Here is a 12,310-nt window from a genome sequence, read left to right as displayed (position 1 = left end):
CCTCCACGCCTACAACCACCACCGCTGCCACACCGCACTCGCAGGTCAGCCACCCATCAGCCGTGTGAACAACCCCGCGGGTCAATACACCTAGGTCCTGTCTTCAAATCCCCCTCGTCGCCCGAAGGGCGGCCCCGCGGCGTCCGGTGTGTGCTCTCGGTGTGCCGGGCGCAAGTCCTCGTACTGGACGTACTTGGGCTTGTGTCCGGTGCAGCGAGAGTGCGTGCCGGGCGTCGTGGGGCAGAGGGGGATTTGAAGACAGGGCCTAGGAGGCCCGCCAGTACCCCAGCGCGTGCACCCGCTGCCTGGGCAGGCCCAGTTCCTTGCGTACGTACGCCGCCAGGGTCCGGGTCGTCGCCGTGTCGCAGGCGATCCAGACGTACGGGTCGGAGGCGCCCTGGAGCAGTCCGGGCAGGTCCGCCTTCACCCGGTCGACCAGCTGGGCGCCGGAGTCCTGGCGCGGCACCTTGCGCAGTTCGTGCCGGGCCGGGTCGGTGCGGAAGGGCAGGTCGTCGCCGCCGCCCTCGAACCAGACGGTGGCCGGGGCGGAACCCAGGGCGTCGAGGAGGGAGTTGATGGCGGGCAGCGAGGCGGGGTCGCCGACGGCGAAGACGTGCGAGGGCGCGGGGCTCGGGTGCTCGAAGCCGGTGCCCTGGACGGTCGCCTCGACGGTGTCGCCCGGCTCGGCCGTCCTGGCCCAGTCGCTGGCGCACCCCTCGTGCAGGGCGAACTCCAGGCTGAAGGTGCCGGCCTCAGGGTCCGGGTCGACCAGGGTGTAGGCCCGCTGGTGGGGCTTGCCCGCGTTGTCGAACCACAGCCGGACCCACATGGTCGGATGGACGCCGGTCGCCGCCAGCAGACCGCCGTCGGTGAAGGAGAGCCGCCGGTAGTCCGGGGTGATGTCCCGCGCGCCGGTCACGGTGAACACGAAATCCTTCGCGCGCAGCAGCTTGAGGACCGCGCCTTCCCAACCCCGCCCCTGCGCCATTGCTTTTCCGCCCCTTAGCGTACGATTCCGGCCACTGCTTTAACTTAGGCAAGCCTAACCTAAAGAATGAGAGGGCACAGCGTGGCCACCGAGATCTACCGCGATGCCTGGGGCATTCCGCATCTGCGCGCCGGCAGCGCGGCCGAACTCGCCCACGCGCAGGGCCGCGTCACCGCCCGCGACCGGGCCTGGCAGCTGGAGGTCGAGCGGCACCGGGCCCAGGGCACCTCGGCGTCCTTCCTCGGCGAGAGCGCCCTGGCCTGGGACCGGTTCGCCAGACGGGCCAGACTCGACGACACGGCCAGACGCTGTTTCGCGGAGCTGGAGAGACGGGACCCCGAGACGGCGGAGTGGGTCCGGGCGTATGTGGACGGGGTGAACGCGGGGCTGGCGGAGACCGGCCATGAAGCCCCCGAGTTCTCCCGCACCGGCCTGACCCCCGGAACCTGGCACCCCTGGACGCCCCTCGGCGTCTGGCTCGCCACCCACATCCTCTTCGCCGGGTTCCCGGCCAAGCTCTGGCGCGAGCAGGCCCTGAACCACCTGGACGCCGACGCCATCGGGCTGTTCGCCACCGACGGCCCCGGCACCTCCGGCTCCAACGGCTGGCTGGTGAGCGGGGAGCGGACCGTCACCGGGCAGGCGGTCATCGCCGGTGACCCCCACCGCTGGATCGAGGACCCGGGCGTCTACCAGCAGATCCACCTGTCCTGCCCGGAGTTCGACGTCGTGGGCCTGGCCGTCCCCGGGGTCCCCGGCATCGCCCACTTCGGGCACACCGGCTCCGTCGCCTGGGCGATCACCAACGCCATGTCCGACTACCAGGACCTCTACCGGGAGCGGCTGCGGCGCACCGGGGCCGGCGTGGAGGCCCTCGGCCCGGACGGGGCCTGGCACCGGGCGACCCGGCACACGGAGACCGTCGAGGTGGCGGGCGAGGAGCCGGTCGAGGTCGAGGTGATCGAGACAGCCCGGGGCCCGGTGATCATCGGGGGACCCGACGGGATCGACGGCGATCCCATGGACTCGGCGTACGAGGGCGGGCCGGCGGATCCGGCGGCATCGGGCGACCCGGCGGGTCCGCGGGGGCTGGACGGTGGGCCGGTGGGCTCGGTGGGGGCGGGTGCTCCGACGGACTCGTCGGGTGCGGGTGCTTCGGTGAACCCGGTGTATCCGGGCGGCCCCTCCGCTGCCGCCGATCCAGCCGGTTCTGCCGATCCAGCCGGTCCAGCCGACCCCTCCGCTCCCGCCGATCCGGTCGCTCCAGCCGGTCCAGCCGACCTCTCCGCTCCCGCCGATCCGGTCGCTCCAGCCGGTCCAGCCGACCTCTCCGCTCCCGCCGATCCGGTCGCTCCAGCCGTTCCAGCCGACCTCTCCGCTCCCGCCGATCCGGTCGCTCCCGCCGTTCCAGCCGACCTCTCCGCTCCCGCCGATCCGGTCGCTCCCGCCGTTCCAGCCGACCTCTCCGCTCCCTCCGATCCGGTCGACCCCGTCGGCCCGCCCGTGGCGATCAGCCTGCGGTACCCGCCCCGTGTCACCGGCGACCTCGGCTTCGGCGCCCTGCTGCCGCTGCTGCGGGCCCGCCGGGTCGCCGACGTGGACCGGGCCTTCGACCGGTGGGCCGAGCCGGTCAACGTCGTCCAGGCAGCCGACACCGAGGGCGGTGTGCTGCACCGCGTGGCCGGGTGGGTGCCGCTGCGCGCCGAGGCCAACCGCGTGCGCGTGGTGCCCGCCTGGGAGCCCGGCCATGAGTGGCGGGGACGGCACGAGACGCCCCGCGCCGGGCTCACCGACGGCGTCGCCGTCATGGCCAACCAGCGCGGCCCGGCCGAACCCCTCGGCGTCGAGTTCGCCCCGCCGCACCGCGCCGGCCGCATCGCCGAACTGCTCTCCCGCAAGCAGCGCTGGTCCGCCGCCGACATGCCGGCGATCCACACGGACACCCATCTCGCCTCGGTGGGCCCCCTCCTGGACCACCTCCGCGCCCTCGACGGTCTCACCCCCGAGGCCGCCGCCCTCAGGGACCGACTCCTCTCCTGGGACCGCCGTATGGACGCCGACAGCGCCGACGCGGCCCGCTACGCGGCGGTGCGCGGAGCGGTCGTACGACACCTGGCGGCGCACCCGGCCTTCGCCGCGCTCGCCGTACCACCGGCCTACCCGGAGGTGTTCCAGCCCTGGCTGGCCCTCCTCCCACGGGTCGGCTTCGCCCTCGAGCACCTGCTGCGGGCCGAGCACCTGTACGGAATCGACCGCCCGGCGGCCGTCCGCGCCGCGGTCGAGGAAGTGGCCGGGCGGCCCCCGGCCGGCGTCTGGGGCGACACCCACCGCCTCGCCCCCTGGCGGCCGCTGCACCCGGAGACGCCGTACGACGAACCGGCGCTGTCCGGAGACCACGACTGCGTGCTGTGCACCTCGGGCGTCCCCGGCCTCACCGACCGCGCCGCCCGCGGCCCGGCGGCCCGTTACGTCTGGGACCTGGCCCGGCGCGACGACAGCCGCTGGGTGGTCCCGCTCGGCGCCTCGGGCGTCCCCGGTTCGCCCCACCACCGCGACCAGCTCACCCGGTGGCTCGCCGGAGAGCTCGTCCCGGTCGTCACCGACTGGACCCTGCTGAAGAAGGAGACCGATGTCTGATCCGTACGCCTCCCGCACGGCCGTCCACGAGCAGGCGACCGACGGCTTCGGCGCCGTCCGCGTCCTGCCGCTGGACCCGGAGGCCGACGCCGCCGTGATCCACCGCTGGGTGAACGAGGACCGGGCCGCCTTCTGGGGCATGAACGACCTCACCGAACGGCAGGTGGCCGAGACCTACGCCCACCTGGACACCCTCGCCACCCACCACGCCTTCCTCGTCGTCAGGGACGGCGAGCCGGTCGCCCTCCTCCAGACCTATGAGCCCGGGGCCGACCGCGTCAGCGAGTGCTACGACGTCCGGCCCGGCGACATCGGCGTCCACCTGCTGCTCGCCCCCGCGGGCCCGGGCGGCGCGCGCTCCGGCTGGACGGCCCGGCTGGTGGCGTCCGTCGCCGGGTACGTCCTGCTGGGCCTGGACCGGCGGCGGGTCGTGGTCGACCCGGACGTCCGCAACGAGAAGGCGGTCACCCGTTTCCTCAAGCTGGGCTTCACGGCCGGGCCGGTGGTCGTCCTGCCGGAGATCGACCTCCCCGACGTGTACCTGCCGGAGAAGAAGGCACAGCTCGCCTTCCTCGACCGGGAACTACTCTTCCCCGGGTGACTCCCGACGAGCTCGTCGCCCACTACGGACTGGAGCCGATCCCGCGCGAGGGCGGCCTGTTCCGGCAGACCTGGGCCGGCCCCGAACGCCCCGACGGCAGACCCGAGGGCACGGCGATCGTGGCGCTCCTGACGACGGACGCCTTCTCCGCCCTCCACCGCCTCCCGACCGACGAGGTCTGGCACTTCTACCTCGGCGATCCCCTGGAGCTTCTCCTGCTCGCCCCCGACGGGAGCACGCGGACGGTGCTGCTGGGGCCGGACGTCCTGGGCGGCCAGTACGTCCAGTTCACCGTCCCGGCAGGTACGTGGATGGGCGGGAGCACTCGCGGAGAGTGGACCCTGTTCGGCTGCACGATGGCGCCCGGCTTCACGTTCGAGGGCTATGAGCACGGGGATGAGCGGGAGCTGACGGCGCGTTTCCCGACCGAGGCTGATCGGATCGCGGAACTGTCACGTACATAGGGGCGCGGGGCCGTGTCGATGTGCGGCTCCGCCGCGTGGGCGCGAACCAGCCCCACCCGCCCGCGGCCGCCTCACTGCACACGCCGACCACCCCGATGAGCGTTACACCCTTCTCATCCGTACGTATCCGGAAGCCGTACAGCCCGACCCCGGAGAACCACGTGGACCCACGGCGGAACGAGGAGCGCAATGTCGGACACCCCCGGCGAAGCCAAGCCCTGGTGCTGCTCGGCACCGTGCTGGTCCTGCTCTTCCTCAGCGGAGCCCCCGCCTCGGCCCACGCAGCCCTCAGCGGCACCGACCCTGACGACGGTTCCGTCGTCAAACAGGCCCCTCGCAGCGTCACCCTGACCTTCACCGAGTCCGTAGGCCTGCTCGACGACTCCTTCCGGGTCTTCGGCCCCGACCAGCGCCGCGTTCACACCGGCGAGGCCACGCACGCGGACGGCCGCTCCGGCACGGCCCGGGTCGGCCTGCCGAGGAAGCTCGCCCAGGGCACCTACACGGTGGCCTGGCGGGTGGTGTCCGCCGACAGCCACCCGGTCTCCGGCGCCTTCTCCTTCTCCGTCGGCAAACGGTCCGCCACGAGCACGCAGATCGACACCGGCCCGGACGAGGACCCGCTGACCGGTGGCCTCTACGACGCCGCCCGCTACCTCGCCTACCTCGCCGCCGCGCTGCTCGTCGGAGCGGCGGCCTTCGCGCTGCTGTGCCGTCCCGCGAAGAGGTCCCCGCTGCGCAGGCCGCTGGTGACGGCATGGTGGACGCTGCTGGGCTCGACGGTGGTCCTGCTCCTGCTGCGCGCCCCGTACGAGGCGGGCGCGGGCCCGGCGACGGCCTTCGACGCCTCCGCCCTCGGCCGCACCCTGACCAGTCGCCCTGGCCTGGCCCTGCTCGCCCGGCTGGCCGTTCTGCTGCTGACCGCCGTCTTCCTGGTGTGGCTGTCCAGGCGGCGTGACCACCGTGACCGCCGGGACCCCGTGGCGCTGGCCTCCGGCACGACGCTGGCCGCCGCACTGGCCCTGACCTGGGCGGTGGCCGAGCACGCCTCCGCCGGGATCCAGGTGCCGCTGGCGATGACGTCGTCCGTGCTGCACCTGCTGGCGACCGGGGTCTGGCTGGGCGGGCTCGTGGCACTGCTCCTGACCCTGCGCCGTTCGTCCGGCGAGGATCTGACGGAGGTCGTGCCCCGCTTCTCCCGTATCGCCTTCGCCTCGGTGACGGTCCTGGTCGTCACCGGCGTGTACCAGTCCTGGCGGGGCCTCGGCTCCGTCTCCGCGCTGTCCGGCACCTCGTACGGCCGGCTGCTGCTGGCGAAACTGGCCGCGGTGACCGTGCTGGTGCTGGCGGCCGGGTACTCGCGCCGCTGGACGGCCCGTCTCGCGGCCCCGGCGACCACCCGGACGGTGGCGGCCGTACGCGAACGGGTCGCGCAGCCGGTCGGCGCCCCGCTGGCGCCGGAAGCCGCCGGGGAGCCAGGGACGCCCGACGCCGGAGAGCCCGGGATGCCCGACGCCGGGGAGCCGGAGCGGCCGGAGGGGCAGGCCCTCGGGTCGGGGGACGGGGACGGAGAGGAACAGCGGCGCGGTCTGCGGCGCTCCGTCCTCATCGAGGTCGCCGTCGCCGCGGTGGTGCTGCTGATCACGACCCTGCTCACCACCACGCTGCCGGGCCGCGCGCAGGCCGAGGCCGCGCAGCAGGCCCCGGCGGGCGCGCTGCCGCCCACGACCCTGATCACGGTGCCCTACGACACGGGCGTGAAGTCCCTGACCGGTCGCGGCACTGTTCAGGTCACCCTGGACCCCGGGCGGGTCGGCGAGAACGGCGTCCAGGCCGTGGTCCACGGCTCCGACCAGGGCCCGATCACCGTCCCCGAGGTCCGCATCACCTTCACCCTGCCCTCCAAGAAGGTCGGCCCGATCGACGCCGGACTCACCGACATCGGCTACTGGAGCACCAACTCCGTCAACCTGCCCCTCCCCGGGACCTGGACGATGAAGACGACCGTGCGGGTGTCGGACGTCGACCAGGTGACGGTGTCGAAGCGGGTGCGGATCACGTCCTAGGCACCCGGGCCGCAGCGGTTGCTGAACAGGACGCGGACCTGCTCGCCCCGCTCCGCCGGCCGGTGGTGGCACGGTGAGACCGGCCGCAATCGGGGTAACCAGGTGATAGTTGCGCATATCCGGGGTTTACGGTTGATTCACCCCGAGAGTGAGATGACCGATCATGGAGCAGCCCGTCAGCGTCGGCCGGGCCGGCCGGTCGCTCGGAGAAGCACCCGGAGCCCTCGAAGCACTCGTCGGCGAAGCCCTCACCGCCCGCATCACCCTCGACGAACACGGCACGGTGACCGGCTGGAACGCGGGCGCCGAGCAACTCCTCGGGTACGTGTCCGGACAGATGACCGGCCGCCGCGCCGCGGATCTGCTGGCCGAGCCGATCCCCGTGCGGGGCGGCATGCCCGCCCTCGCCGGACTCCCCCGCTGGAGCGGCGACGTAGCGCTTCGGCACCGCGACGGCCGCAAGCTGACGGTCAGGATCCTCGCCCACCACAGGGAGCCCGGCACGGGCCCCCGCGCCTGGCTCATCGTCTCCGCCCTGACCGGCCCGCGGCCGCGGGCCGGCCTCGACGAATCCCTCGTGAGCTGGAGCTTCGCCCAGTCCCCGTGCTGCGCCCTGGCGATCTACGACACCCGGCTGAGGCTGCGGCGGGCCAACGCGGACATGGAACGCTCCACGGCGCTCACCGAGGAGGAGATGCTGGGACTGCGCGTGTCCGAGATCGTCGACGACGACGCCGGTGAGCGCGCGGAACGCGGCATGGCCCGGGTGCTGCGGACCGGTGAGCCGGAGTACCAGGAGAACTACCTGCGCGCCCCGGGGGAGGACCACGAGCACGCCTGGTCGGTCTTCCTGTCCGCGCTGCGGGACCACGACGGCACCGTCCAGGGCGTCTGCCTCTCCGCGCACGACATGACGGAGCAGTTCTGGGCCCGCAAGCGGCTCCAGCTGATCGCCGAGGCCGGCCGGCGTATCGGCAGCACGCTCGACGTGACACGCACGGCCCAGGAGCTGGCGGACGTGACCGTCCCCGCCCTGGCCGACTTCGTCGGTGTCGATCTGCTGGAGGCGCTGGACGACGTGGCCGAACCGCCCGCGCACGCCGTTCCGGCCAACGGGCCGCTGCGGCTGCGGCGGGCCGCGCTGCGGTCCGTGACCCCGGGGGCACCGGAGTCGGCGGTGGCGGCCGGCCAGGTGGATACCTACCCTCCGGGCTCGGCGCCCTTCGAGAGCCTGCGCACCGGACGGCCCGCCCTGCACGAGGTGTCCGACCCGGAGTTCGCCGGCTGGCTCGCACGCGACCCCGTCCGCGCCGCCCGGGTCCGGGCGTTCGGCATCCACTCGGTGATGACCGTGCCCCTGGCCGCACGTGGCGCCACCCTGGGCGTCGCCTTCTTCGTCCGCTACCGCAGCGCCGAGACCTTCCACCACGACGACCTGGTCCTGGCCGGGGAGCTGGCGGCCAGGGCGGCCGTGAGCATCGACAACGCCCGCCGCTACACCCGGGAGCGAGCCACCGCGGTCACCCTCCAGCGCAGTCTCCTGCCTCAGCGGCTGCCCCGGCAGGCGGCGGTCGAGGTCGCGTCCCGCTATCTCCCCGCGGGCGGGCGTGCCGGGGTCGGCGGGGACTGGTTCGACGTCATTCCGCTCTCCGGCGCGCGGGTGGCGCTGGTCGTCGGCGACGTCGTCGGCCACGGCCTGCACGCCTCGGCGACCATGGGGCGGCTGCGCACGGCCGTACGCACCCTCGCGGACATCGACCTGCCGTGCGACGAGCTCCTGACCCACCTCGACGACCTCGTCGCCCGGCTGAACAGGGAGGAGGAGGGAGAGCGGGGTGCGGCGGAACCCTCCGGGGCGGGCGATGTCGGCGCGACCTGCCTGTACGCCGTCTACGACCCCGTGTCGCGGAGCTGCTGCTTCGCCGGGGCCGGGCATCCCGTACCGGCCGTGGTGAGCCCCGACGGCGCCGTCGAGCTCGTCGGCCTCCCTGCCGCGCCCCCGCTCGGCGTGGGCGGCCTGCCCTACGAGGCCACCGAGATCGACATCCCCGAGGGCAGCCTGCTCGCCCTCTACACCAACGGCCTGATCGAGAACCGGGACCGCGACATCGACGCCGGGGTCCACCGGCTGCGGGAGGCCCTCGCCCGCCCGGCGACCTCGCTGGACGCCCTGTGCGACACGGTGCTGTCCGACCTGCTGACGCGGCGCCCGGCGGACGACGTGGCCCTGCTCATCGCCCGCACCCGCGCGCTCGACGCGGACCACGTCGCCACCTGGGCGGTGCCGGCCGACCCGTCCGCGGTCGCCCAGACCCGCAAGGACGTGGTGGCGCAGCTGGCGAGGTGGGGGCTGTCCGACGCCGTCTTCGTCACCGAGCTGGTCGTCAGCGAACTCGTCACCAACGCCATCCGCCACGCCGAGCCGCCGATCCAGCTCCGCCTGATCCATGACACGACCCTGATCTGCGAGGTCTCCGACGGCGGCAGCACCGCTCCCCATCTGCGACGTGCCCGCTCCTACGACGAGGGCGGCCGCGGCCTGCTCCTCGTCGCCCAGCTGACCGAGCGCTGGGGCACCCGCCAGAGCGCCACGGGCAAGACCATCTGGGCGGAACAGACACTGCCTCTCCTGTGAGGACGGAGCGTGAGGACCGAGCGTAAGGACCGAGTATGAGGACGGAGTGCGAGGACCGAGTGCGAGGACGGAGTGCAGACCTTCCTTCCCTACCCCGGCTTCCGGAAGTCGGCCCTGGTCCTGGACCGCCGCCGGCTCGGCAAACAGCGGGTCGAGGCGCTGCAGGTGCTGCGCGGCCTGGTCGTACCGGACTACGCGTGGCGCCGGCATCCGGCCGTGCGGATGTGGGCCGGCTACGAGGAGGCGCTGGTCCGCTACGGCCTGGAGATCTGCCGCGTCTGGCGTGAACAGGGCCATCAGGACAGCTGCGCGGCCACTCTGGTCGCCGACCTCGCGGCGACCCGCCCCCACGCACCGGTAAGGGACCAGCCCCTGCTGGCCGCCGAGGGCGAACTGCCGCCCTGGCTGGGTGACGACACCTTCCACCGCAGCCACCGCTCGGCCCTGGTCCGCAAGGACGCGACCACGTACGCGGAGCTGTTCCCCGGGGTCCCCGACGACCTGCCCTACGTCTGGCCCGCGTCGGACCGGACCGACGAGCGACCGCCGGCGGGGTGACCCTCGGCCCGGTCCGCTCGAGCACCGGTAAATCGGTAACTCCCTTCCGTGCGGCCCCCGTTGTCCGGTCAGAGGTTCCGTGTTCCACTGGATCGTTTCTGGCACATCGGTCACGGGTCACCCGCCCCCGGGCGGGCAGGCACTCCATGGGGGGTCCGTGTGTGAAGAACTGGGGTTGGAGAAACTCCTCGGCGAGGAGGGCTTCTTCGCGGGGCTGCTCGGGCGGACGCCGTCGGGGACCGGCCGGGACCTGCTGTACGGCCCCGACCTGCCCGTCGTCCTGCTCACCGGCGGACCGGGCATGGGCAAGGGCCGGCTGCTGCGCGCCGTACGGGACCGCTTCGCCGCCAAGGTGCCGGTGATCCACCTGGACTGCGCCTCACCGGTGTACGCGGACCGCGCGGACCCGGAGCCCGGCGCCCGCTCGGCCACGACCGAGGCCCTGGTCGAGGTGGCCCGCCGGCTGGGCAACTGGCAGGGCACGGGCGGCTCGTTCGCCTTCCCGCGGCTCTTCCCCGGCCTGGCCATGATCGCGACCGGCGTCACGGAGGGCACGCCCGAGGCGGTCGCGACGGAGGCCGAGCGCTACGAGGGCCTGGCCCAGAAGCAGCGCCTGCGCGGCCTGGTCACCGGCGACTTCTGGCGGGGTGTGCTGCGCGGCGCCATCCGGAACCTGCTGATGACCCTGTACGGGCAAGCACTCGACCCGTACTCGGCGGCCGTGAGCAACGCCCTGCTGGACGCCCTCTTCCAGCGACTGGCCCCCCGCGGCAGGGCCGAACTGGGGCGGCTCTACGGCTCCTACCCCGGCGCGGCAGGCCAGCCCAGGATCGGACTGCGCATTCTCGCCGCCGACTTCCGTGCCGGCGGCGAGTCACGGGACGTGGCGGAGAGCTTCCTGTTCCGGGCCCTGCGCGAGGACCTGGAGGCGGCGTACGCCTCGCCCTCCGGCTGGCTCCGCCGGGTCGGCCGCCCGGCGATGCTGCTGGACCACGCCGAGTCGCCCCTCGGCGAGCGGCTGCTGCGTGCCGTACTCACCGACCGCCGGGCCGGGCAGCGCGACCGCGTGGTGATCGTGGGCACGGCACGCCGTCCGGACGGCGGCGCCTTTCTGCACGGCGGCCTGCCGCCCGAGGAGGTGGCGCCCCCGGCGGAGTACCGTCCGGCCGACGGCGCCCCGCCCGCCTGGTCCCGCCGTACGGACGGGGCCGCGGACCGGGCACCCCTCGCCGACGGCGTGGTCCTGCTGCGGATGCCCCTGCTCACCGGCGACCAGCTCCGGCGCGAAACGGTACGAAGACAGCAGCGCGCCGAGCCAGAAGGCGGCACGAACCGCCGACGGATCGACGCGGCCGTGGCGCGGCTGAGCGGCGGCCGCCCGCACACGGTGATCCGCCTCTCCGCCGCAGCCGCGGCCTTCCGCATGCCGGCGGACGCCAACGACCGGGACATCCTGGACGCCCCGCTGCGCCTCCCCGGCGACGACACCCCCGAACGCCCCGTCGCGGACGTCCTGCTCCGGGAACTGATCCTGGACCAGTTACCCGTACGGCTCCCCACGGAGCACCGGTCCCAGTGGCTCGACCTCCTCTCCCACCTCTCGGTGGCCCACGACACGGAGTGCGCGGACGTCCTGCTCCGCCACCACCAGTCGGGCCACGTCCACCACCTGACCGCCCATCACGTGACCCAGCTCCTCACCGACACCGGATGGCCCGCCTGCGAACGCCACTTCATCGGCGACTTCGGCCTCCGCCAGCTGCTGGTGCACCGGCTCTACGGACTGCGCCCCGGCGGCGCCGCCTGGTACGCCGACCACCATCTGCTGCGCGACCACTACGCGGAACGCGCGGCGGGGGAGCCGGGGAACGCCCGGGGCGACGTGGGCGACGGGAGCGACAGGGGCGACGGAGCCTTCCGCTCGCTCACCGCCCACCGGATGAACCACCACCTGGTGTCCGGCGGCGCGGACGACGTCGTCAGCCACCTCGCCGCCACACTGCCCGGCCGCCCCGGCGCCTGGTGCGCGGACCTTCTGGAGATCGCCCAAGCGCCGTACCCGGGAGGGGCGGACGCCCGGCGGGAGCGCGCCCAGGGCCTGGTGGCGGCGGACGGCCCGCCGCTGCGCCGGACCGTCGACCAACTGCTGCACGCGGTGTGGCTGTGCGAGGAGCGGACCAGGCCGACCGGCAAGGAGACGGCCCGCACGCTGGCCAAGCTGCTGGACCTGCTCTCGATCATGGACTTCGAGGGCGCGGGCCGGCTCAGCAGGACGGCGACGGACTGGAGCGGCCTGGCGGAGAACGAGCAGCCCCTGCTGCGCTGCACCTGCACCGAACAGCTCCGGCGAAGGAGATGACG

The 12,310-nt window shown here is 73.8% G+C and carries 8 protein-coding genes; 7 read left to right on the top strand and 1 reads right to left on the bottom strand.

The annotated features are described in order from the left end of the window. Nucleotides 1–265 precede the first annotated feature (265 nt). On the bottom strand, nucleotides 266–988 hold the full coding sequence (locus ACIBK5_RS42015; RefSeq protein WP_399028501.1) for a siderophore-interacting protein: 723 nt from the start codon (nucleotides 986–988) through the stop codon (nucleotides 266–268). Between the two features lie 81 nt (nucleotides 989–1,069). Between ACIBK5_RS42015 and ACIBK5_RS42010 the strand changes: the two genes are divergently transcribed. From ACIBK5_RS42010 to ACIBK5_RS41980, 7 genes are all read left to right on the top strand, one after another. Then, nucleotides 1,070–3,625 (top strand): penicillin acylase family protein, encoded by a 2,556-nt coding sequence (locus ACIBK5_RS42010; RefSeq protein ID WP_399028499.1) that lies wholly within the window; start codon nucleotides 1,070–1,072, stop codon nucleotides 3,623–3,625. Further along, nucleotides 3,618–4,226 carry a GNAT family N-acetyltransferase gene (locus tag ACIBK5_RS42005; protein WP_399028497.1) on the top strand — a complete coding sequence of 203 codons (609 nt, stop codon included), beginning with the start codon at nucleotides 3,618–3,620 and terminating at the stop codon, nucleotides 4,224–4,226. Before ACIBK5_RS42010 ends, ACIBK5_RS42005 begins: the two co-directional genes overlap by 8 nt. Next, nucleotides 4,223–4,690: a cupin domain-containing protein gene (locus ACIBK5_RS42000; RefSeq protein WP_399028495.1), complete on the top strand. Its 468-nt coding sequence runs from the start codon at nucleotides 4,223–4,225 to the stop codon at nucleotides 4,688–4,690. Before ACIBK5_RS42005 ends, ACIBK5_RS42000 begins: the two co-directional genes overlap by 4 nt. 221 nt (nucleotides 4,691–4,911) lie before the next feature. Continuing rightward, nucleotides 4,912–6,756 carry a copper resistance protein CopC gene (locus tag ACIBK5_RS41995; RefSeq protein WP_399028513.1) on the top strand — a complete coding sequence of 615 codons (1,845 nt, stop codon included), beginning with the start codon at nucleotides 4,912–4,914 and terminating at the stop codon, nucleotides 6,754–6,756. A 163-nt stretch (nucleotides 6,757–6,919) separates the two neighbouring features. After that, on the top strand, nucleotides 6,920–9,391 hold the full coding sequence (locus ACIBK5_RS41990) for a SpoIIE family protein phosphatase (protein ID WP_399028493.1): 2,472 nt from the start codon (nucleotides 6,920–6,922) through the stop codon (nucleotides 9,389–9,391). 72 nt (nucleotides 9,392–9,463) lie between these two features. Then, on the top strand, nucleotides 9,464–9,949 hold the full coding sequence (locus ACIBK5_RS41985) for an MSMEG_6728 family protein (RefSeq protein ID WP_399028491.1): 486 nt from the start codon (nucleotides 9,464–9,466) through the stop codon (nucleotides 9,947–9,949). Nucleotides 9,950–10,106: 157 nt separating this feature from the next. Then, on the top strand, nucleotides 10,107–12,308 hold the full coding sequence (locus tag ACIBK5_RS41980) for a hypothetical protein (RefSeq protein WP_399028489.1): 2,202 nt from the start codon (nucleotides 10,107–10,109) through the stop codon (nucleotides 12,306–12,308). The last annotated feature ends 2 nt before the right edge of the window (nucleotides 12,309–12,310 follow it).

It is taken from the genome of Streptomyces sp. NPDC050546 (genome assembly GCF_044457425.1).
GTDB lineage: Bacteria > Actinomycetota > Actinomycetes > Streptomycetales > Streptomycetaceae > Streptomyces.
This window is presented reverse-complemented; position numbering and strand designations above follow the sequence as displayed.

Coding starts and splice junctions, on each gene's coding strand:
- ACIBK5_RS42015 (WP_399028501.1), bottom strand. CDS start 988: ATGGCGCAGGGGCGGGGTTGGGAAGGCGCGGTCCTCAAGCTGCTGCGC.
- ACIBK5_RS42005 (WP_399028497.1), top strand. CDS start 3,618: ATGTCTGATCCGTACGCCTCCCGCACGGCCGTCCACGAGCAGGCGACC.
- ACIBK5_RS41990 (WP_399028493.1), top strand. CDS start 6,920: ATGGAGCAGCCCGTCAGCGTCGGCCGGGCCGGCCGGTCGCTCGGAGAA.